We start from the raw sequence: 21,226 nt of genomic DNA, 5'->3' as shown, positions 1-21,226 counted from the left end.
GCGTTGCGTGGCCCCTTCGTTTTTGCCGGAGCCGTTCGGCTTGCGTCGAACCGGCTTGCCGGCGCGGCGGATTCAACGATCAGACTGCATTCGTATCTACGGGCGCCGCCGTATCCGCGTGGGCCGTCCCTTCCTGCGACGCGACCAGCGCGCGCCGCAACGCATTGAGCGCCGACGAAAAATGCCCGCGTCGCCACACCAGCAGCGTGTCGATGATGCCGATATCGGGCAACTCGTGCACCGCGATATTGCTCGTGTCGGGCTGCAGATCGAGCACCGAGCGCGGTGCGACCGCGACGCCCGCGCCAGCCGCCACGCACGCGACGATCGCGTGATACGAGCCGAGCTCCAGCACGCGCTCCGGCCGCACCCCGTGCTCCAGATACCACTTCTCGATATACGCGCGATAAGCGCAGCCGCGCTCGAACGCGATCAGCGTCGATAGCGCGATGTCGCGCACTTCGCGGATCGGTCGATGGCCGCGCGGCGTCAGCATCACGAGTTCCTCGCGGAAGATCGGCACGGTCTCGAACACATCGCCGAGCGTCGCGGGGTCGAGCGGTGTCGCGACCAGCGCCGCATCGACCTCGAATTCGCGCACGCGCTCGATCAGCCTGCCGGTCGTGCCGGTCTCCAGCTCCAGTTCGACGGCCGGCCATTGCTGGTGATATTGCGCGAGCAGGGCCGGCAGACGCGTCGCCGCGACGCTTTCCATCGTGCCGAGGCGCAGACGCCCGCTCGGGCGATCCTCGCGCACCGCGTGACGCGCCTCGTCGGCGAGCGCGAGCAGCCGTTCGGCGTAGGGCAGCAGGGTCTCGCCGGCCGGCGTCAGCACGAGCCGGCGGCCGTCGCGGATGAACAGCTCGGTGCCGAGCTGCTCCTCGAGTTGCTTGATGCGCGTGGTCACGTTCGATTGCACGCGATTGAGCTTCGCCGCGGCGCGTGTCACGCCGTTTTCGCGTACGACCGCGCGAAAAATGGTCAGAGCGGCCAGATCCACGATTCTCTCCCGGCGATGAATGACATCCTAATTATTCATTTTTCGTGATTGAAAGGTCAAGCTAATATGGATCCACCCCATCGCTGCCTGACCGTCCGATCATGAACGACCTTGCTTCCCACGCGTACTCGCGCTTCCACGAACCGCACGCGGCCCGGCGCGCGGCGCTCGCCTGCATGGCCGCGCTGGCCGTCGCGCTCGGGATCGGGCGCTTTGCTTTTACGCCGCTGCTGCCGCTGATGCTGCACGGCGCCGCGCTCGGCCAGCCGCACCTCGATATCCAGCATGGCGGCTGGCTCGCGTCGTTCAATTACGCCGGCTATTTCGTCGGTGCGATGACGTGCGCGGCGCTGCGGGCCGAGCCCGCGCGCATGGTGCGCGTCGGACTCGCCGCGACCGTGCTGCTGACGCTCGCGATGGGCGTCATCGGCCAGTTCTGGGTGTGGGCGCTGGTGCGCTTCGTCGCCGGCGCGGTCAGCGCGTGGACCTTCGTGTTCGCGTCGCAGTGGGGCTTGCGGCGGCTCGCCGAACTCGGCGCAAATGAGTGGAGCGGGGTCATCTACACCGGGCCGGGCGTGGGCATCGTCGGGACCGGCCTGCTGGTCAGCGTCGCGGGCGGCTATGGCGCGGTGGTCGGATGGATCGGCTTTGCGTTGATCGGCGCGGTGCTGACCGTGCTGGTGTGGCCGGTGTTCGGGGAGACGCGGGGCGTGGGGGCGGCGAAGCCTGCCGTTGCGAGCTCCTCGACCGCAAAATCCGCCACCGGATCACGCGCTGGCGCAAACCCGCCGCCCCGTACGGCCGGCGTTCGGACGAGTCATGCCGTCCACCGCAGCGACGCGTTCTGGCTGGTGCTGCTCTACGGTATCCCAGGCTTCGGCTACATCATCACCGCGACCTTTCTGCCGGTCATCGCGCGCCACGCGTTGCCGGGCTCGGCGTGGCCGGATCTCTTCTGGCCGATGTTCGGTGCCGCGCTGATCGTCGGCGCGTTGCTCGCCGCGCGTTTGCCCTTGCATTGGGACAACCGCACGCTGCTCGCGGGCTCGTATGTGCTGCAGGCAATCGGCATCGCGTTGGGCATCGTGTGGCCGACGGCGGGCGGTTTTTCGCTCGGCAGCATCCTGATCGGCCTGCCGTTTACCGCGATCACGCTATTCGCGATGCGCGAGGCGCGGCGGCTGCGCGGCGACGACGCGGCCGGGCTGATGGGTTACGCGACGGCGGCCTACGGCATCGGACAGATCGCGGGTCCGTTGGTGGCCGCGCCGATCGCCGCCCACACGGGATCGTTTTCGCTGGCGCTGTGGTTCGCCGCGGGCGCGTTGCTGGCGGGGGCGGCAGGGCTGATCGCGGTGATGCGCGTACCGCACGGCGCGCGCCGTGGTCGCATGCCGGATTGCGGTTGCAACTAGCACCGAAAACAAATCTCGCACGAGCGCACTAAAATGACCGCTTTCCGTCATTCCCTCGCGCCTGTCGCCGGGCGCGTCGCTCGACCATGCAACATTTCGCGTCCGACAACTATGCCGGCATCTGTCCCGAAGCGCTCGACGCGCTGATCGCCGCCAACAACAGCGGGCACGAACCGGCCTACGGCGACGACTCCTGGACCAACCAGGTCTGCGACCGTCTGCGCGACCTGTTTCAGACCGATTGCGAAGTGTTCTTCGTGTTCAACGGCACGGCGGCCAATTCGCTCGCGCTCGCGTCGTTGTGCCAGTCGTATCACTCGGTGATCTGCCACGACCGTGGCACACATCGAGACCGACGAATGCGGCGGTCCCGAATTCTTTTCAGGCGGCTCGAAACTGCTGACGGCGCCGGGCATCGGCGGCAAGCTCACGCCCGATGCGATCGAGTCCATCGTCACGCGGCGCGCCGATATCCACTATCCGAAGCCGAAGGTCGTCACGCTGACGCAGTCGACCGAGGTCGGCACCGTCTACAGCGTCGAGGAAGTGCGCGCGATCGCCGCGATCGCGAAACGCCGTCATCTGAAGGTGCACATGGACGGCGCGCGTTTCGCGAATGCGGTTGCCGCGCTCGACGTGCATCCGTCGGAAATCACGTGGCGCGCGGGCGTCGACGTGCTGTGCTTCGGCGGCACCAAGAACGGTCTGCCAGTCGGCGAGGCGGTGGTGTTCTTCGACCGCGCGCTCGCCGACGATTTCGCTTATCGGCTCAAGCAGGCGGGGCAGCTCGCATCGAAGATGCGCTTCATCTCCGCGCCGTGGCTCGGCCTGCTCGACCACGACGTATGGTTGCGCAATGCGCGTCACGCGAACGCGATGGCGCGGCTGCTGGAGACGCGGTTGCAGGAAATCCCGGGCGTGAGCATCATGTTTCCGAGCGAATCGAACGCGGTGTTCGCGCAGTTGCCGCCGCATGCCGCGAAGACGATGCGCGCGCGTGGCTGGAAGTTCTACGAGTTCATCGGCGCGGGCGGTTGCCGGCTGATGTGCGCGTGGGACACGCAGCCCGAAACGGTCGAGCGTTTCGCCGCCGACGTGCGCGAACTTTGCGTCGCGTGATCGAAGACGCGTGAAGCTGCCGGAACCCGGGTAACAAATGGCGCCTCGACGCACCACTCGGCACACACGCAAAGCCACTCCACTACGACCCGCCAAAAAACACGAAACAACGAGACGTCCCCCGCCATGACCGAGTACCGATTCTGTCCCCGCTGCGCGAAGCCTCTGACCGAACGCACCGACCCCGAGCATGACGGTGGCCGCGTCCGTCAGATCTGTCCCGACACCGAGTGCGGTTACGTTCATTGGAATAATCCGCTGCCGGTGGTCGCCGCGATCGTCGAGTACGAGGGCAAGATTCTGCTTGCGCGCAATGCCGCATGGCCCGAGGGGAGGTTCGCGCTCATCACCGGCTTCCTCGAAAACGGCGAGACGCCGGAGCAGGGCATCGCGCGTGAAGTGATGGAGGAGACCTCGCTGCACACCGAATCGGTCGAGCTGATCGGCGTGTACGAATTCATCCGCAAGAACGAGCTGATCATCGCGTATCACGTGAAGGCGCATGGGACGATCGCGCTGTCGCCCGAACTGCTCGAATACCGGCTCGTCGAGCCCGCGAAGCTGCGACCTTGGCGCGCGGGCACGGGGCAAGCGCTCGGCGAATGGATGCGGCGGCGCAATTTGCCGTTCGAATTCGTCGAGCGTCCGGGGTTGTGAAGCGCTGCGCCCACTGAGCCGCAACATTAGCCAGCACACAGACAACGCAGAGAACATAGAGACAGCCCACAGCACAGCCATCGACGCATCACCGAATCGTTCATCCACGTCAATCAGCGGTCAACGAGCGCACGCTCAGGGAGAAGCAACGGCATGGCCTACATCTACTACCTGACCCATATTCATCTGGGCTACGACGCACTGTCGCAACTGTCGTCCGAGTGCGCGCGCATCGGCATCAAGCGTCCTCTGGTGATCAGCGACAAGGGCGTCGTCGCGGCCGGCATCGCGCGGCAGGCACTCGACGCGCTGAAGCTCGGCGACGTGCCGCTGTTCGACGACACGCCGTCGAATCCGACCGAGGAAAAGGTGCTCGCGGCCGCCCAGGTGTATCGCGACGAGCGCTGCGACGGGCTGATCGCGGTGGGCGGCGGTTCGTCGATCGATCTCGCGAAGGGCGTCGCGATCGCGGCCACGCATCCGGGGCCGCTCACGCAGTACGCGACGATCGAAGGCGGCAGCGCGAAGATCACCGACGCCGTCGCGCCGCTGATCGCGATTCCGACCACGGCCGGCACCGGCAGCGAAGTTGCACGCGGCGCGATCGTGATCCTGAACGACGGCCGCAAGCTCGGGTTTCATTCGTGGAGTCTGCTGCCGAAATCGGCGCTGTGCGATCCGGGTCTCACGCTCGGCCTGCCGCCGGGGCTCACCGCGGCGACCGGCATGGACGCGATCGCGCATTGCATCGAGACTTTCCTCGCGCCGGCCTTCAATCCGCCCGCCGACGGCATCGCGCTCGACGGCCTCGAACGCGCGTGGCACAGCATCGAGCGCGCGTGTGCGGACGGCAGCGATCGCGAGGCGCGCCTGAACATGATGAGCGCGTCGATGCAGGGCGCGATGGCGTTCCAGAAGGGCCTCGGCTGTGTGCATTCGCTGTCGCATCCGCTGGGCGGTTTGAAGGTGAACGGCCGCACGTCGCTGCATCACGGCACGCTGAACGCGGTCGTACTGCCCGCGGTGCTGCGCTTCAACGAGCGCGCGCCGAGCGTGGTGGCCGAGCGTCGCTATGCGCGCATGCGTCGCGTGATGGGGGTGCCCGAGCATGCGGATCTCGCTCAGGCGCTGTTCGACATGACCGCGCGGCTCGGCCTGCCGACCGGCCTCAGGCAGATGGGCGTCGACGAAAGCATGTTCGACAAGGTCGTGCAGGGCGCGCTGCTCGATCATTGCCATCGTACGAATCCGCGCGAGGCGAGTGCCGACGACTATCGCCGCATGCTGACCGAGTCTTTGTGACCGAGCCCCGCCTCCTCGCATCCACCAACCGCCACGTCCGATGAACAAACCCGCACCCGCCGGCCGCGCCGCGTATCCGCACTTCCTGCCGATCACCACGCGCTGGATGGACAACGACGTCTACGGCCACGTGAACAACGTCGTCTACTACAGCTATTTCGACACCGTCGTGAACGAGTATCTGATCCGCGCGGGCGTGCTCGATTTCGAGCACGGCGCGACGATCGGGCTCGTCGTCGAGACGCAGTGCAACTACTTCGCGCCGCTCGTGTTTCCCGATCGCATCGACGCGGGCTTGCGCGTTGCGCGGCTCGGCGCGTCGAGCGTGCGCTACGAGGTGGGGCTGTTCCGCGACGGCGACGCCGCGCCCGCCGCGCAGGGGCATTTCGTGCACGTCTACGTGGATCGCGCGACGCGCCGGCCGGTGAACCTGCCCGCCGCACTGCGCGCGGCGCTCGAACCTTTGTGCGTCGCCGGGCCGGCGGACTAGACGCGTGCAGTCGTTCATCATCACTCTGCTCAACGGCCTGAGCTACGGGCTGTTGCTGTTCATGCTGTCGGCCGGGCTGACGCTGATCTTCAGCATGCTCGGCGTGCTCAACTTCGCGCATGCGAGCTTCTACATGCTCGGCGCGTACGTCGGCTTTTCGGTGGCGGCGCGCGCCGGCTTCTGGAGCGCGCTGGTAGTCGCGCCGCTCGTCGTCGGTCTGCTCGGCGCGGCGCTCGAGCGCTGGCTGCTGCGGCGCGTGCGCGGGCACGGTCACCTGCCCGAGCTGTTGCTGACGTTCGGCGCCGCGTATCTGCTCGGCGAACTCGTCAAACTCGGCTGGGGACTCGGTCCGTTGTCGGCGAGGATTCCGGCCGTGCTCGACGGTCCGCTGTTCTCGCTGTACGGCGCGGTTTTCACGCGCTATCGCGCGTTCACGATGGCGGTGTCGCTCGCGATGCTCGCCGCGCTCGTCGCCATGCTGCGCGTGTCGAAGACGGGCTTGATCGTGCGCGCCGCGCTCACGCATGCGCAGGCCGTCGAAGCGCTCGGCCACAACGTGCCGCGCGTGTTCACCGGCGTGTTCGCCGCCGGCACCGGGCTCGCCGCGCTGGCCGGCGTGATCGGCGCGCCGCTGTTCGTGATCGAGCCGGCGATGGCGGAGTCGCTCGGCTCGATCGTGTTCGTCGTGGTCGTGATCGGCGGTCTGGGGTCGCTGAGCGGGACACTCGTCGCGTCGCTGCTGGTGGGGTGCGTGCAGACGCTGGCGGTGGCGAGCGATCTGTCGTTGGGCGACATGGTGGCGCTCGCCGGCGCGGTGCTGCCGCCCGAATGGGACGCGCTGACGCTCGCGCAAGTCGCGCCGCTGCTGCCGTACCTGCTGCTCGTCGCGGTGCTGGCGACGAGGCCGCGCGGGCTGTTCGGACGGCGTGACGATCATGCATAGGCGGAGTGGGTCGTCAGATGCGGTGGAAGGAAGGGTGCCGCCTTGCAGGCCCGGCCGCGCGCTCGTGCCTTGGCTCGCGCTCGTCGCCTTTCTGGCCGTGCCGCCTTTCATCTGGCCGCACAGCTGGCTGCTCGCCTACCTTGCGCAAAGCGCGACGATGATCGTGTTCGCGCTGTCGTACAACCTGTTGCTCGGCGAGACCGGGCTGCTGTCGTTCGGACATGCCGCCTATGCGGGGCTCGGCGCGCTGGTCGCCGCGCGCGTGTTCAACGCGACCGGCGTGCCGCTCGTGCTGCTGCCGTTGGTCGGCGGCATCGGCGGCGCGCTGTGCGGTGTGCTGTTCGGCTTTATCGCGACGCGCCGTGCCGGCACCGCGTTCGCGATGATCACGCTCGGTCTCGGCGAACTCGTCGTCGCGGCCGCGTGGACGCTGCCGGGCTGGTTCGGCGGCGAGGCGGGCGTCGCGATCGATCGCGCGAATGGGCCGCCGCTCGGCGGCTGGAACTTCGGTCCGGCGCGCGCGGCCTATGCGCTGATCGCGCTGTGGTGTGTCGTCGCGAGTGTCGCGATGTTTGCGCTGTCGCGCACGCCGTTCATGCGGCTCGCGAACGCGGTGCGCGACAACCCGGCGCGCGCGGCGGCGATCGGCTGCTATCCACGCCGGGTTCGCTATCGCGTGGTCGTGCTGTCGGCGTTTTTCGCGGGCATCGCGGGGACGCTCGGGCTGATCAATATCGAACTCGTGTCGACCGAGAGCGTCGGCATGATGCGCTCGGGCACGGTGCTGATCGCGACCGTGATCGGCGGCACGGCGGCGTTCTTCGGGCCGGTCGCGGGAGCGATCGTGCTGACGTTTTTCAGCGTGGTGGTGGCAAGTGTCACGCGGGCGTGGTTGTTCTATCTCGGGGTGTTCTTTGTCGTCGTCGTGATGGCCGCGCCGGACGGGCTTGCTGGCTTTGCGTCGCGGCAGGTGGCGCGGATTGCGGCCTATGGCTGGCGAGGTTGCCGGCGCGCCTATCTGTGGAGCGCGGCGGCGGGGCTGCTGTGGCTCGCGGCCATCGTGATCGCGGTGCAGTGGGCCTATGCGGCGCAGTTCGGGGCGAACGAAGGCGCGGCGTTTAGCGCATTGTTCGGCGCCGGTGCGGGTACTGATGTCACCGTCGCACCGACGCTGTCGCCGCTTCCTCTGGCGCTGACACTCGTTGCGCTCGCTGCCCTGGCTACGTTGTCCACACGCCATGCGCTGCGCGCGCATGCACGCGTTACCGCCCACGCACGCGCGGCACGATCCACCGGAGCCGCACGATGATCCCCGCACTCGCGCTCTACGGCATCGAAAAGCGCTTCGGCGCGACACCGATCCTGCGCGGCGTTGATCTCGCCATCGAACCCGGCGAGCGGCACGCGCTGATCGGCCCGAACGGCGCGGGCAAATCGACGCTGTTCAACCTGATCGGCGGCGGCGCGCGGCCGAGCGCGGGGCGCATCCATCTGTTCGGCGCGGACATCACGCGGCTCGCGCCGGCAGCGATCGCGCGCCGCGGCCTCGCGCGCAGCTTCCAGAGCACCAGCGTGTTCGCGCGGCTGTCCGTGTTCGACAACCTGCGCTGCGCGGCGCAGCTTGCCGAGCGCGATCGTACGCGCTGGTGGCAGCGTCTGACCGGCGCCGCCGCGGTCGATGCGCGTGCTGCCGACGTGCTCGACGCGGTCGGCCTCGGCCCGCGCCGCGACGTCGCGGCCGGCACGCTCAGCTACGCGGAGCAGCGCGCGCTCGACCTCGGCATCGCGCTCGCGGGCGGCGCGCACACGCTGCTGCTCGACGAACCGACGGCGGGCATGAACCGCGCCGAGGCGGCGCGCGCGATCGAGCTGATCCGCGACACCACCGCGGGCCGCACGCTGCTGATGGTCGAGCACGACATGGACGCGGTGTTCGCGATCGCCGATCGGATTTCGGTGCTGGTGCAGGGGCGCATCATCGCGAGCGGGTCGCCGGCCGCGATTCGCGCGGACGCGGCGGTGCGGGCCGCGTATCTGGGTGAGCGCTTCGATCCGGGCTCAGGCGCTCGGGCCGGTGATGAACCGGACAACGGGGCAAGCCGATGAGCGCGCTGCTCGACATTCGCGACCTGAACGCGTGGTACGGCGCGAGCCAGGCGCTGCACGGCGTCACGCTGAGCATCGAGCCCGGCGAAGTGATCGCGCTGGTCGGCCGCAACGGCTCGGGCCGCTCGACGCTCGCACGCGCGATCATGGGCCTCGTGCGCTGCGAGGGCGAACTGCGCTTCGCGGGGCGCTCGCTCGCGGGTCTGCGCACGTTCGAGATCGCGCGGCTCGGGCTCGGCTACGTGGCCGAGCATCGCGATGTGTTCGCCGCGCTGAGTGTCCATGAAAACCTGCTGCTCGGCATTGCGCCAGTTGCCGCATCGCGTGCGCGCGGCCGCGCGCCGCGCTTCACGCTCGATGACGCGTATGCGCTGTTCCCGGTGCTCGCCGAGCGCAAGCGCACGCGTGCCGGCGCGCTGTCGGGCGGCGAGCAACAGATGCTGGCGCTCGCGCGGGCGCTGCTCGGAGACCCCGATCTGCTGCTGATCGACGAGCCCGGCGAAGGGCTCGCGAGTCTCGTGATGCGGCAGGTCGCGGATTGTCTGCGCGCGCTGCGCGAACGGAGTGTCGCGATCCTGTTGATCGAGCAGCGGCTCGTGATCGCGCAGGACATCGCGAGCCGAGTCGCGGTGATGGGGCATGGGGAGATTGTGTTCGACGGCGCGCTTGCGTCGTTTTTGTCGCGTGACGATGTGATGCGGGAGTGGCTCGGAGTGGGCTGATGCGGGATTTTTGAGCGCTGACCAGCTGATGGCGGAACTTGCATCCGCTTGAATGCGCCCATGATGGGCGCACCAAATAAAAAAGGAGTCTTGCCAGGAACGGCAAGACTCCTTCCACACACTCGCTCAACAACTATTCGACTGACCGGTCTCCTGCTTTTTGCGTTACATGGCTATCAGAACTCGTAGCCAACCTGCGCACGTACACCTGCATCGCCAGTTGCAGTGACCGACATCGCAGCGTTGACGAGCCACTTGTTATTTCTCGAGCGATACGTGGCGCCTACCGCTGCTGCGCTACCACCCTTATAAGTCGCGCCTCCCGCCGCGACGATCGTTTTGCCCGGACCCGACGGCGTCATGTTCGGCATTGCCATTGCCGCTGCGATGCCTGCATAAGCGTTCTTCGCGACGTCGTTGATTGCCTGGTTGGTGGCGTTGATACGCTGATCGGTGTAGTTGTTGGCCTGCTGCACGCCCTGGGCAACCGAGCTGTTCATCTGACCGACATTGACCGCATCCGTGTCCGCCGTACCCGCTGCAACGTTGGTGATCTGACGCTGCTGCGTGGCCGAACCCACCGACACCGAGTTGTCGCGGTCCGTCGACGAACCCTGACCCAACGCCACCGAGTTCGCATTGGCGGCCTGCGAGCCCGTGCCGATCGCCGTCGAGTTGACGCCGCTTGCCGCTGCGTTGGCGCCGACTGCCGTCGCGTTGTCGCCCGAGGCTGCCGCGCCCGCTCCAGCCACCGTGCTGGCCGCACCGCTACCCGGCGCTGCTGCGTTGACCACCGCGTCGTTGCCGCCGCCCGAAGACGAACCATTCGAGGCATCAGAATTCGAGCTGCCCGGCTGGACGTTGGGCAGTTGGCTGCCCAGATTCCACACCTGGGCGTTCAGGTCCGTTACCTGGTTCTGCAACGCGGACAACTGACCGTAGTTCACAGCGTCATACTGGCTGGTGCCGTTGGCCACGTTGGTCAGGATCACCGGACCCGTGCTCTGGCCTCCACCCAGCGTCACGGCACCGAGGTTCACCGAGCCGTCAGCGCGACGGTCGTACTGCACCGCGGCCGACAACTGGGTGCCGACATCGCCCACCTGGGTCTGCAGCTTCGTGATGTCCTCCGTGTTCTGCGTCGTGCGACCGTCGATGTTCGTGACGGCATCGCCCACGCTGTGCACCGTCGTGCCGCCTACGCTGTAGCTCGGTGCGCTGAGCGTACCGTCCGCGTTCACGGTCGAACCGCCGCCCAGTGCCTCGGCCGTGCTCGATGCCGCGCCGTACAGCTGGCTGCCGTTGATCGCGTCAACGCTCGATGCGTTCACGGCGCCATTCGCCACGCCCGTCACCGTGCGGTTACCCGCCGCGCCCGCCACGTTCACCACCGTGCCGTCCATGTCCTTCGCCACCGTGATGTCGCGCGTGTTCGCGTCCTGCTGCACCAGACCCACCGTACCTTCGGACAACTGATTCTGCACGCTCGCGATGTTGGTCGCGTTCTGCGCAATGTCGCCCGCGTTCTGCGTCGTGCGACCGTCGAGGTTCGTCACGGCTTCGGCCACGCTGTACACCGTCGTGCCGCCCACGCTGAACTTCGGCGCGCTGATCGAGCCATCCGCAAGCACGATCGAACCACCACCCAGTGCTTTGGCCGTGCTCCACGCCGTGCCGTACAGCTGGCCACCGTTCACCGCGTCCGCGCTCGCCGCTCTCACCGCGCCGGCGGCCACGCCCGTCACCGTGCGGTTGCCCGCGGTGCCCGCCACGTTCATCACCGTGCCGTCCATGTCCTTCGCCACCGTGATGGCACGGGTGCTCGCATCCTGCTGCACCAGACCGGCCGAGCCATTCAACAGGCTCGTGATCTGCGACGTGTTCTGAGTGGTGCGGCCATCGAGGTTGGTGATCGCATCGCCGACGTTGTCGACCGCCGTACCGCCCACGTTGTAGGCAGGCGCCGCGATGGAACCATCTGCCTTGACCGCTGCACCGCCACCGAGCGCCGTGCTCACGTTCCTGAGCTGCGACACGACGACCGCGTCCGAGTCTTGCGTGCCGGCCGCCACATTCGTGATCTGCCGCATGGCCCCTGCGTTGCCAACCGACACCACATCCGCGCGATCGGCGACCGAGTACGCGCCCAACGCCACGGAATTATCCGCGTTCGCGGCCGCCAACGTGCCGATGGCTGTCGACATGTAATTCGTCGCGTCCGCTTCGTAACCAAGCGCCATGCTCCAGTCGCCAGCGGCGTTCGCGTATTGGCCGATTGCATTGCTGCCACTTCCGGAAGCAATCGAGTGCCAGCCAATAGCATTCGAAGCCTCCCCGGACGCGGTCGCCTGAATGCCAATCGCAGTTGCATTCAGCGCGTCCGCAAGGCTAGCCCCGCCGACCGCTGTTGTCCCCTGCGCCGATGCAGTCGCCCCGGCACCCACCGCGACGGAGTCCGGGGCTGTGGCAGAGGCGGAATCCGTGTCCGTTCCGGAGTAGGTCCCGTTGGTCGCCTCAACCGGCGTGCCGATCACGGCTGATGCGGCGGTACCCGACACTCCTGCAAGCACAACCGCAGTGGCGATCGCTCCGGCCACAGTCCGTGACTTGCTTCGCTTACCGCGCGCCGACATATTCTCGGAAGCTGCTATCCACGAACCGAGCGCTTCATTCCAGATGCTGATGTAGGACTTGTTCATGATGTGATTCCTATCGGAGTTGGATATAACGGTAGGTCTGCGAAGTAATCGAAGATTGTCGTCGCCCTTATTTGGCCTTCTAATATCAGCTATGAATCAGGGGCAATAACGTGCTAGCAGGCTTGAGGCAACAAAAACAATCCGCAATGCCCGGATCAACCTGAAGCGTCTTCCGCGTCTTCTGCTAAATCTCTGAAACTGAGTTCAGTTTAGATTTTTGAGATAGAAACAAAATAAGCCGAGTCTGAGATGGGGGGTTGGTATGTCGGCAGAACTGCTTGTTAATGCGGGGAAGCGCGCGACGTCAGATATTCCGTCGGCACGACGGCCAAAAGGGGCATTGCGGTTGATTGAGCAAAGAATCCCGGCAGACGCTTCAGCCCGCCCGAAGCTCCTCGAATAGCCACTCCTGAAAGCTTTACAGCTTGGGGCAGATCCGCGCGCGATCTGAGCAGGGTTCAGCGTGTAGCCGTTTACCTTCAACCCATCGAGTCCCAACGGCGCGACGAGTGCCCCGGTTTACAGATCGCGTTGAGCGAGCAGCAGGCTCTCAAGACAGAGGCAGCGGGTGGCCGAGATCGCGAAAGCGTTCGGCATGCGGTCGCTGTTCGCCGCCCACAAGGACCGCGACGGACTCGGGCTGCTTGTGCGCTCGCTCGATGATGCGCTGATCAGCGGGATACGCTTCGACGTGCTGTCAGGCGAGCCGCCCGCGGCCGACAATCCATTGATGTGGATCGCGGGGCGGCCGAATGTGATCGTGTCACTGCATTTGGGATGAGGCGCAGCAAAGCCTCGCGGATCAGCTGATGGGCAATATCGAACGCTTCGTGCGCGGTGAACCCGCCAACCAGGCGGTGTGACGGGCAGGGGCCCTGACGGGCCCGCCGCGTCGAGGCCGACCGCGTCGAGTCACGAATGGTCAAGCATCCTTATTGATGATCCATTCGTGCGCCGGATCGTTATGAAAGTGCCAGACCCGCTGGCTACCGGCCATCACGTTCAGATAATACGAGTCGTATCCATACGGCACGATGACCGGGTGATAGCCGCGCGGCACCATCACGACGTCGTGATCCTCGACGGCCATCGATTCGTCGATATCGCGCGAGTCGGTGTACACGCGCTGAAATGCGAAGCCTTGCGGCGGATCGAGCCGGTGGTAATAGGTTTCTTCGAGCGAGCTTTCGTGTGGAATGTTGTCGGTGTCGTGCTTGTGCGGCGGATAGCTCGACGCGTGACCGCCCGGCGTTCTCACTTCGACCACCAGCAACGACTCGGCCGGTTCGGTCTGCGGAAGAATGTCGCACACGTAGCGCGTATTCAGCGACTTGCCCCGCGTCGAGCGTTTCATCGACGCCGGCTCGATCAGCCGCGCCGGATATTCGCCCTTGGCCGGCGCGCTCGCGACACCAATTTCCGCGTCGCGGTTCGCGCGCACCGTCGCGCGCACGTTCGGCGGCAGATACACCGCGTACGGCGCCGCGTCTTCGAACACGCTGTCGCGCGAACCGAGCGAACTCCACGTCGTATCCGGCGTTTCGATATCGACCGCGCCGCTCAACACGACGATGCACGTTTCGCGCGCCGGTTCGAATACATACACCAGTTCGTTCGTGCCGACCCGGTACGCGGCGAATCCCACATAGCGCCAGCAGGCCGACTGCGGCGTGACGCGCGCGATCGTCTGGCCTTCGCGCTCTGCCTTTACCAATAAGCTCATGCTGCCTCCTTGCCGAGCGGCGCATCGACGAGCGCCCGCAAAGTTCCGTACCCCTTCTGCGCATAATCGAACGACGGCGCGACCACTGGGTCCTGCTCCGCCTCGACGACGAGCCAGCCGCAATAACCATGCCGCTTCAGCCGGTCGATCAGCGCCGGAAAATTGACCGCGCCGTCGCCGGGCACCGTGAACGCACCGGCGATCACGGCATCGAGAAAACTCCAGTTGCGATTGCGCGCGAGCTTCATCACGGCGGGGCGCACGTCCTTGCAGTGCACGTGACAAACGCGTGCGATGTGCTTGTCGAGCACGGCCACCGGATCGCCGCCCGCGAACGTGATGTGCCCGGCGTCGAACAGCAGGCCGACCGCGTCGCTGGTGCGCGCCATCAACTGATCGACGTCGGCTGGCGTTTCGACGTACGCGCCCATGTGATGATGATAGGCGAGCCGAACGCCACGGCTCAGCGTATAGCGCGCGAATTCATCGACGCGTGCCGCGTAGTCGGCCCATTGCGCGTCGCTGAAAAAGCGCGGCCGTTGATACAGCGGGCGCGGCGCGCCCTGGATCGAATCGGCGACTTCGCCATACACCATCACGGTCGCGCCGTTTTGCGCGAGCAATTCCAGATGCGGGCCGACCGCGTCGATTTCTTCCGCGACGCTGCGTTTGGCAAGTTGTCCCGAGTACCAGCCGGACACGAGCGCGAGGTCGTATTGCGCGAGCAGCGTTTTCAGCGCTTGCGGCTCGCGGGGAAACTTGTTGCCGAGCTCGAAGCCCTGATAGCCGATCTGGCGACCCTCGGTCAGCGCGACTTCGAGCGGCGTCTCGCCGCCGAGCGACGGCAGGTCGTCGTTCATCCACGATAGCGGATTGATGCCGATGCGTACGTCGAAAGCAGTCATGCCGAAGTCCTCATGGTTCTCAGTCTTGATCGGCGCCCTGTGGCGGCGAAGGCGGTGCGGAGGGCGCCGCGCGCGCCGCGAGCTGCGCGTCGTACTTCGCGCGGGCGTCGCGCACTTCGGTGCGCGTCGATACTTCGGGCACCGCGACTTCCCACCACCAGCCGCCATCTTCGGTGGTGCGAGCCGGGTCGGTGTCGATGCTGATCACGTACGTGCCCTTGGCCGCGCGTGCGCGTTGCAGCGCCACTTCGAGTTCGGCGAGATTGCGCGCATGTTCGGCTTGCGCGCCGAGCGCGCGCGCATGCGCAGCGAAGTCGATGCGCGGCACGCCTTCCGGGCCGTGCGCGCAATCGTCGAGCAGATTGTTGAACGGTGCGCCGCCGCAAGCCTGTTGCAGCCGGTTGATGCAGCCGAAGCCGCGATTGTCGAGCACGACGACGATCAGCTTCGCGCCGAGCATCACGGAGCTCGCGATCTCGCTGTTCATCATCAGATAGCTGCCGTCGCCGAGAATCACGATCACCTCGCGCTCGGGCCGCGCCAGCTTCACGCCGAGGCCGCCCGCGATCTCATAGCCCATGCACGAGTAGCCATATTCGACGTGATACGCGCCGGGCCGGCCCGCGCGCCACAGTTTGTGCAGCTCGGCGGGCAGCGTGCCGGCCGCGCAGACGACGATGTCGTCGGCCGGCGAGCGGGCGCTCGAACGCTGCACCGCGCCGATCACGTCGCCCTCGTAGGGCAGCACCGCGTCGCGTTGCGGCGCATGCGTGAGCGTTTGCACGGTGTCGCGCCAACTGGCCGCGAGCTTGTGTGCGCGCGCGGTCCATGCGCGCTCGGCGTGCCAGCCTTGCAACGGCCCGGCGAGCGCATCGAGCGCGAGCCTCACATCGGCTTCGACGACGAAGCCGCGATGCTTGAGCGCGTCGAAGCCATTCGCGTTGATCGCGATCACCTCGGCTTGCGTGAACAGCGTGTTCGAGCCGGTCGTGAAGTCCTGCAGCCGCGTGCCGAGCGCGAGCACGCAATCGGCGTCATGCGCGAGCGCATTGGCGGCGGGCGACCCGGTCACGCCGAGCGCGCCCGCATTCAGCGGATCGTTCCACGCGAGCGAGCTTTTGCCGGCCTGGGTTTCCGCGACCGGCACGCCATGCGCGCTCGCGAAGCGGTGCAGCGCATCGGCCGCGCGGCTGTACAGCACGCCGCCGCCCGCGACGATCAGCGGCCGCTTCGCGTGCCGCAAGCGCGCGCACGCGGCGTCGAGATCGTCGCTACGCGGCGCGGGTGCATGAATACGAACGACGCGCGGCGTGAAAAAGTCCTCCGGAAAGTCCCATGCCTGCGCCTGCACGTCCTGCGGCAACGCGAGCGTGACGGGGCCGCACGACGCGGCATCGGTCAGCACGCGGATCGCGCGCGGCAGCGCGCTCAGCAATTGCGCGGGCTGCACGATGCGATCGAAGTAGCGCGATAGCGGCTTGAACGCGTCGTTCGCGGATACGCCGCCGTCGTTGAAATCCTCGAGTTGCTGCAGTACCGGATCGGGCGCACGCGACACGAAGATATCGCCGGGCAGCAGCAGCACCGGCAGACGGTTCACGTGCGCGAGCGCGGCCGCGGTCAGCAGATTGGTCGCACCGGGTCCGATCGACGTCGTCACGGCCATCATGCGGCGGCGAAAGTGCGCCTTCGCATAGGCGATCGCACTATGCGCCATCGCCTGTTCGTTGTGCGCCCGGAACGTGGGCAGCGCGTCGCGATGCTGATACAGCGCCTCGCCGATGCCCGCGACGTTGCCGTGGCCGAAGATCGCGAACACGCCGCCGAACAGCGGTTCGACGCTGGTGCCGTCTTCGCTGGCGACGCGTTGCGCGGCCAGATAGCGCACCAGCGCCTGTGCCATCGTCAGGCGAATCGTGCCGCCGGTGCGGACGGGCGCTTGCGGCGCGCCGCTGGTGGATGGAGTGTCGTCATGCATGATGCCCTCGTTCATGCGGCCTGCTCCTGATGAGCGTGATGAGGTGTGCCATGCGCCGTCGGTTCGCCGCGCGCACTGCGCCACGCGGCGATCAGCGTTTCGAACGTGTGGCGCACGCGCGCGATCAGTTCGTCATCGCCGATTTCGCCGGCGAGCCACGCATGGCTCGGTTCGTGAAAGATCGTGCGGCCGACCGTGAAGCCGCGGCACGTCGCCGCTTGTGCGGCCGCACGAAAGCCTTCGCTCAACTGCTCGACCGCCGCCGACAAGCCGAGCAGCACGACGCCGCGGCAATAGGGATCGCGCTCGGCGATCAGCGCGTCGATGGCCTGCCATTGCGCGGCGTCCATCGGTTCGAGCTTCCACCACTCGGGGTAGATGCCGAGGTTGTACAGGCGCTTCAACGCGCGATACACGATGTCCGGCCCCTGCGGCAGCGACGCATGCTTCGGCGGAATCACTTCGAGCAGCAGTTCGTGGCCGCTGGCCTGGGTCGCGTCATACAGCGCGCGCAGTTGCGCCTCCTGTTCGAGCCGCTGCTCGATCGGCTCATCCGGATGAAACTGCACGAGGCATTTGACGATGTGCTCCTGCGGCCACGCGATCAGCGTGGTGCCGATCGAGCGGCCATGATCGAACACGAGCGGCACGGAGCCGGGCAGCTCGACCGGGCGGCCGATCCACCAGCCGCGGCCGGTCGCGGCATTCAGCGCGTCCTGACCATAGCGGTCGTCGATCAATACGCCGATGCGTCCCTGCAGGTTCAATGCGCGCTCGGTCTGCGCGACCGCTTCGACGAACAAGCCCTTCAACGAGGCAATGCGCGCTTCGTCGGCGCCGGTCTGCTGCGCGAGTTCGAAGAACGGGTTGCGATGATCGAAGGCGAAGCCGAGCACTTCGCGCCACGCTTTACGCGCCGGCGAAACGCGATGCAGTCTGGCGAGCTTCGCATCGCGATCCGGCCGGCGCATGCGCTGCGGATCGGTCTTCGCTTCGCGCAGGAAGTAGTCGAGCTCGGCCGGGGTCGGCATCGCGGGCGCGCAGCCGTGGCGTGATACGACCAGCGCGCCGCTCGCATTCGCGGCGCGCGCGCAGGCCTCGAGCGGCTGATCGCGCAGCCAGCCTGAGAGGAAGCCGGAAGCGAATGCGTCGCCTGCGCCGAGCACGTTCAGCACTTCGACTTCGACGCCGCCATGAATCGGCGCAGCGTCGAGCGATGCAGGCACCTCGCCGTCGATGATCTGACAGCCGAGCGGCCCTCGCTTCAGCACCAGCGTGGCCGGTGTCACGGCGCGCACCATCGCGAGCGCATCGCGCAGGTCGGTCTTGCCGCCGGCGATGCGAAACTCTTCCTCGGTGCCGATCACCAGATCGAACAGCGGCAGAATCCGCTGCAAATGCGTGCTGACGCCTTCGCTCGCGACGAAACGCGTTTCGCCGTCGGCCTTGCCCGTGAGCCCCCACAGCACCGGGCGGTAGTCGATGTCGAGCACGGTGCGCACGTCGTTGCGGCGCGCGTATTCGAGCGCGCGGCGGCTCGTGCGATCGACCTGTGCGGTGGAAAAGTGCGTGCCGGTGATCAACAGCGCTTTCGACGACGCAATGAACGCCTCGTCGAAATCGGCCTCGTCGACCGCCATGTCCGCGCAGTTCTCGCGGTAGAAGATCAGCGGGAACGTGTCGCGGTCCTTCAGGCCGAGCAGCACGAGCGCGGTCAGCCGTTCGTGATCGATGCGCACGTGGCTCACGTCGCAGCCTTCCTTCGCGAGCGTTTCGGTCAGGAAGCGTCCCATGTGATCGTTGCCGACCCGCGCGAGCATGGCTGCGTCAAGCCCGAGCCGCGCGCAGCCGAACGCGATGTTCGCCGACGAGCCGCCGAGATACTTCGCGAAGCTCGACACGTCTTCGAGCCGCGCGCCGACCTGCTGCGCGTACAGATCGACGGCCAGCCGGCCGAGGCACACGATGTCGCGGGCGCGCCCCGGCGCGAACCGGCTGCCCGCTGCGTTAGCGCTGGAGGTGCTGGAGTGAGCCATGAATAGTCCTGAGTAACAGTGCGCGGTGAGTGCGCGGCAGCCGGCCTGGCGAAACCCGTCGAGGCCGGTCGCACCGCGCGAATCGGTCAGATCGTCGCGCCTTCGAGTTCGCCGATCATCTTCTGCATCTCGGCGCCGCCGGCCATCATGTCGAGCACTTCGTCCTTGCTGATCGTCTGTTTGGTGAAGGTGCCGAGCGAGCGGCCGCGATTGAGCAGCGTGAACGAATCGCCGATCGGATACGCGTGGTGCACGTTGTGGGTGATGAAGATCACCGAGATGCCTTTGGCGCGCGCCTTATGGATCAGCTTCAGCACGTTGAAGCTCTGCTTGACGCCGAGCGCGGCCGTCGGTTCGTCGAGAATCAGCACGCGCGCGCCGAAGTGAATCGCACGCGCGATGGCCAGGCATTGGCGCTCGCCGCCCGACATCGTGCCGATCGGCTGATGCGGGTCGCGCACGTTGATGCCCATTTCGGCGAGCTTGTCGCGCGCGGTGGTGGCGCAGGTTTCGAGGTCCATCACGTTCAGAAAGCCGAACAGCTTTTTCTGCGGCTCGCGGCCCATGAAGAAATTGCGCGCGACCGAGAGCAGCGGCACCAGCGCGAGATCCTGATAGACGGTTGCGATGCCGAGATCGAGCGCGTCTTTCGGCGACGTGAAATGCACCGGTTTGCCGTCCACCCGGTAGGTGCCTTTGCTCGGCTGATACACGCCCGCGAGCGTCTTGATCAGCGTGGATTTGCCGGCGCCGTTGTCGCCGAGCAGGCAATGCACTTCACCGCGTTTGAGCCGCAGCGTGATGTCGTTCAGCGCGATGATGTTGCCGAAATAGCGGCTGACGTTTTCGAGCGACAAGATGATGTCGTCCGGGTTCTGTTCGGGGGTGCTCATCGTGAACCTCCGTCTAGCGCGATGCCGCGACGCGGCCGCGCACATAGTGGTTGAACAGCACGGCGAACAGCAGCATCACGCCGAGGAACACGCGGAACCAGTCGGAATCGACGTTGGTATAGGTGATGCCGATCTGCACGACGCCGAAGATCAGCGCGCCGAAGCAGGCGCCGACCACCGAGCCGTAGCCGCCCGTCAGCAGCGTGCCGCCGATCACCGCGGCGATGATCGCCTCGAACTCCGCCTGCAAACCACGGTCCGCCGCGGCCGAACCGATATCGCACACCTGCAGCACCGCATACAGGGCCGAGCAGAACGCGGTCAGTACGAACAGCGAGATCTTCACGCGACGCACCGGCACGCCGACGTTCTTGGCCGCGTTGGCATCGCCGCCGACCGCGAAAATCCAGTTGCCGAAGCGCGTCTTCGCGAGCGTGAACGCGCAGACCACGGCGAGCACGAACCACCACAGCAGCACCTTGGGAATGCCCGGCACGAGCGGCGCGCCGTTGTCGAGCATCTTCACGAGACCGAGGTGGCCAAGCCATACGAACAGACCTCGGAACGCGACGCCCTGAAAGAACGTGTGCGCGAACCAGTCCTGACGCGCGATGTCGCCGACGCCGGAGATGATCGTGCGATCGGCGAACATCACCGACAGCGCGAGCGTCAGACCGCGCAGAATGAACAGGAACGCGAGCGTGACGATGAACGACGGCAGACGCGTGCGCATCACCAGATAGCCATTGAGCGCGCCGAGCAACATCGAGCCGACGAACGCGAACACGATCGCAAGCCAGATCGGCCAGTGGAAGTACATGGTCGGCAACGCGACCATCATGCCGGCAAAACCGATCATCGAGCCGATCGACAGATCGAACTCGCCGGCGATCATCAGCAGGCATGCGCCGACCGAGATCAGACCGAGATAGGCGGCGACCTGCGACCAGTTCATCACGCCGTCGAGGTTGAACATCCCCGAGTTGCCGGCGGCCAGGCCGAACACGATGAACACCATCACGGTGCCGGCGAGCGCCGCGAATTCCGGTCGGCCGAGCAGATGGCGGAACCAGGATTCCTCGCGCACGCGTTCGTCGACGGCAGCGGCTTGCGAGGCGGTCGTCGCGCCAGACTGTGGCGGGTCCTGCGGATCGGACGGCGGTTGCTTGCGGTGATGGGGATGAAACAGGTCGGCGACACCCATTGAAGCTCTCCTTGATACGCCCGCGACCGGCGAG

The 21,226-nt window shown here is 66.6% G+C and carries 17 protein-coding genes and 1 pseudogene; 10 read left to right on the top strand and 8 right to left on the bottom strand.

Features of this window, described 5'->3' with window-relative positions; all coding sequences use genetic code 11:
- Positions 1-79 precede the first annotated feature (79 nt).
- Positions 80-1,000, bottom strand: coding sequence for a LysR family transcriptional regulator (locus tag AB3X95_RS05685; protein WP_368620873.1), 921 nt, complete (start codon positions 998-1,000; stop codon positions 80-82).
- 101 nt (positions 1,001-1,101) lie between these two features.
- Between AB3X95_RS05685 and AB3X95_RS05680 the strand changes: the two genes are divergently transcribed.
- The 9 genes and pseudogenes from AB3X95_RS05680 to AB3X95_RS05640 all read left to right on the top strand — a co-directional run bounded on the left by AB3X95_RS05680 (position 1,102) and on the right by AB3X95_RS05640 (position 9,754).
- Positions 1,102-2,415: a YbfB/YjiJ family MFS transporter gene (locus AB3X95_RS05680; RefSeq protein WP_368620872.1), complete on the top strand. Its 1,314-nt coding sequence runs from the start codon at positions 1,102-1,104 to the stop codon at positions 2,413-2,415.
- Between the two features lie 86 nt (positions 2,416-2,501).
- Positions 2,502-3,534, top strand: a pseudogene (locus AB3X95_RS05675) (low specificity L-threonine aldolase).
- A gap of 126 nt (positions 3,535-3,660) precedes the next feature.
- A complete protein-coding gene (locus AB3X95_RS05670; RefSeq protein WP_176107984.1) occupies positions 3,661-4,191 on the top strand; it encodes an NUDIX domain-containing protein in 531 nt (176 codons plus the stop codon).
- Between the two features lie 153 nt (positions 4,192-4,344).
- A complete protein-coding gene (locus AB3X95_RS05665; RefSeq protein WP_368590608.1) occupies positions 4,345-5,493 on the top strand; it encodes an iron-containing alcohol dehydrogenase in 1,149 nt (382 codons plus the stop codon).
- Positions 5,494-5,533: 40 nt separating this feature from the next.
- Positions 5,534-5,983 (top strand): thioesterase family protein, encoded by a 450-nt coding sequence (locus AB3X95_RS05660; protein WP_184226581.1) that lies wholly within the window; start codon positions 5,534-5,536, stop codon positions 5,981-5,983.
- Between the two features lie 4 nt (positions 5,984-5,987).
- Complete coding sequence (locus AB3X95_RS05655; protein ID WP_368620871.1) at positions 5,988-6,926, top strand: branched-chain amino acid ABC transporter permease; 939 nt, start codon at positions 5,988-5,990, stop codon at positions 6,924-6,926.
- Between the two features lie 22 nt (positions 6,927-6,948).
- A complete protein-coding gene (locus tag AB3X95_RS05650; RefSeq protein ID WP_176124115.1) occupies positions 6,949-8,235 on the top strand; it encodes a branched-chain amino acid ABC transporter permease in 1,287 nt (428 codons plus the stop codon).
- Positions 8,232-9,032 (top strand): ABC transporter ATP-binding protein, encoded by an 801-nt coding sequence (locus AB3X95_RS05645; protein WP_176366056.1) that lies wholly within the window; start codon positions 8,232-8,234, stop codon positions 9,030-9,032. The genes AB3X95_RS05650 and AB3X95_RS05645 overlap by 4 nt, the downstream gene beginning before the upstream one ends.
- Positions 9,029-9,754 carry an ABC transporter ATP-binding protein gene (locus tag AB3X95_RS05640; RefSeq protein WP_176124113.1) on the top strand — a complete coding sequence of 242 codons (726 nt, stop codon included), beginning with the start codon at positions 9,029-9,031 and terminating at the stop codon, positions 9,752-9,754. The genes AB3X95_RS05645 and AB3X95_RS05640 overlap by 4 nt, the downstream gene beginning before the upstream one ends.
- Positions 9,755-9,930: 176 nt before the next feature.
- On the opposite strand, the gene AB3X95_RS05635 is transcribed toward AB3X95_RS05640, so the two are convergent.
- The gene (locus AB3X95_RS05635) at positions 9,931-12,453 is read right to left on the bottom strand and encodes a YadA-like family protein (RefSeq protein WP_368620870.1); all 2,523 of its coding nucleotides are present in this window, start codon (positions 12,451-12,453) and stop codon (positions 9,931-9,933) included.
- Positions 12,454-13,021: 568 nt separating this feature from the next.
- On the opposite strand from AB3X95_RS05635, the gene AB3X95_RS05630 reads away from it, so the two are divergent.
- Positions 13,022-13,234, top strand: coding sequence for a hypothetical protein (locus AB3X95_RS05630; protein ID WP_368620869.1), 213 nt, complete (start codon positions 13,022-13,024; stop codon positions 13,232-13,234).
- Positions 13,235-13,375: 141 nt separating this feature from the next.
- Here AB3X95_RS05630 and iolB read toward each other — a convergent pair whose 3' ends face one another.
- The 6 genes from iolB to AB3X95_RS05600 all read right to left on the bottom strand — a co-directional run bounded on the left by iolB (position 13,376) and on the right by AB3X95_RS05600 (position 21,192).
- Positions 13,376-14,176, bottom strand: coding sequence for a 5-deoxy-glucuronate isomerase (gene iolB / locus AB3X95_RS05625; RefSeq protein WP_176366053.1), 801 nt, complete (start codon positions 14,174-14,176; stop codon positions 13,376-13,378).
- Positions 14,173-15,081, bottom strand: a complete 909-nt coding sequence (gene iolE, locus AB3X95_RS05620; protein WP_152851117.1) for a myo-inosose-2 dehydratase — start codon at positions 15,079-15,081, stop codon at positions 14,173-14,175. The genes iolB and iolE overlap by 4 nt, the downstream gene beginning before the upstream one ends.
- A gap of 19 nt (positions 15,082-15,100) precedes the next feature.
- The gene (gene iolD / locus AB3X95_RS05615; RefSeq protein ID WP_176366051.1) at positions 15,101-17,074 is read right to left on the bottom strand and encodes a 3D-(3,5/4)-trihydroxycyclohexane-1,2-dione acylhydrolase (decyclizing); all 1,974 of its coding nucleotides are present in this window, start codon (positions 17,072-17,074) and stop codon (positions 15,101-15,103) included.
- Positions 17,071-19,095: a 5-dehydro-2-deoxygluconokinase gene (iolC, locus tag AB3X95_RS05610; protein ID WP_368620868.1), complete on the bottom strand. Its 2,025-nt coding sequence runs from the start codon at positions 19,093-19,095 to the stop codon at positions 17,071-17,073. Before iolC ends, iolD begins: the two co-directional genes overlap by 4 nt.
- Before the next feature lie 86 nt (positions 19,096-19,181).
- The gene (locus AB3X95_RS05605) at positions 19,182-19,988 is read right to left on the bottom strand and encodes an ATP-binding cassette domain-containing protein (RefSeq protein WP_176108003.1); all 807 of its coding nucleotides are present in this window, start codon (positions 19,986-19,988) and stop codon (positions 19,182-19,184) included.
- A 13-nt stretch (positions 19,989-20,001) separates the two neighbouring features.
- Complete coding sequence (locus AB3X95_RS05600; protein WP_368620867.1) at positions 20,002-21,192, bottom strand: ABC transporter permease; 1,191 nt, start codon at positions 21,190-21,192, stop codon at positions 20,002-20,004.
- Between the last annotated feature and the right edge of the window lie 34 nt (positions 21,193-21,226).

Origin of the sequence: Paraburkholderia sp. BR13444, assembly GCF_040948755.1 — a bacterium.
Lineage (GTDB): Bacteria > Pseudomonadota > Gammaproteobacteria > Burkholderiales > Burkholderiaceae > Paraburkholderia > Paraburkholderia youngii.
Note: the sequence above shows the minus strand (reverse complement) of the source record. Positions and strands in the feature narration are given on the sequence as shown.

Coding starts and splice junctions, on each gene's coding strand:
- AB3X95_RS05680 (WP_368620872.1), top strand. CDS start 1,102: ATGAACGACCTTGCTTCCCACGCGTACTCGCGCTTCCACGAACCGCAC.
- AB3X95_RS05670 (WP_176107984.1), top strand. CDS start 3,661: ATGACCGAGTACCGATTCTGTCCCCGCTGCGCGAAGCCTCTGACCGAA.
- AB3X95_RS05665 (WP_368590608.1), top strand. CDS start 4,345: ATGGCCTACATCTACTACCTGACCCATATTCATCTGGGCTACGACGCA.
- AB3X95_RS05660 (WP_184226581.1), top strand. CDS start 5,534: ATGAACAAACCCGCACCCGCCGGCCGCGCCGCGTATCCGCACTTCCTG.
- AB3X95_RS05645 (WP_176366056.1), top strand. CDS start 8,232: ATGATCCCCGCACTCGCGCTCTACGGCATCGAAAAGCGCTTCGGCGCG.
- AB3X95_RS05640 (WP_176124113.1), top strand. CDS start 9,029: ATGAGCGCGCTGCTCGACATTCGCGACCTGAACGCGTGGTACGGCGCG.
- AB3X95_RS05635 (WP_368620870.1), bottom strand. CDS start 12,453: ATGAACAAGTCCTACATCAGCATCTGGAATGAAGCGCTCGGTTCGTGG.
- iolB (WP_176366053.1), bottom strand. CDS start 14,176: ATGAGCTTATTGGTAAAGGCAGAGCGCGAAGGCCAGACGATCGCGCGC.
- iolE (WP_152851117.1), bottom strand. CDS start 15,081: ATGACTGCTTTCGACGTACGCATCGGCATCAATCCGCTATCGTGGATG.
- iolD (WP_176366051.1), bottom strand. CDS start 17,074: ATGAACGAGGGCATCATGCATGACGACACTCCATCCACCAGCGGCGCG.
- iolC (WP_368620868.1), bottom strand. CDS start 19,095: ATGGCTCACTCCAGCACCTCCAGCGCTAACGCAGCGGGCAGCCGGTTC.
- AB3X95_RS05605 (WP_176108003.1), bottom strand. CDS start 19,988: ATGAGCACCCCCGAACAGAACCCGGACGACATCATCTTGTCGCTCGAA.
- AB3X95_RS05600 (WP_368620867.1), bottom strand. CDS start 21,192: ATGGGTGTCGCCGACCTGTTTCATCCCCATCACCGCAAGCAACCGCCG.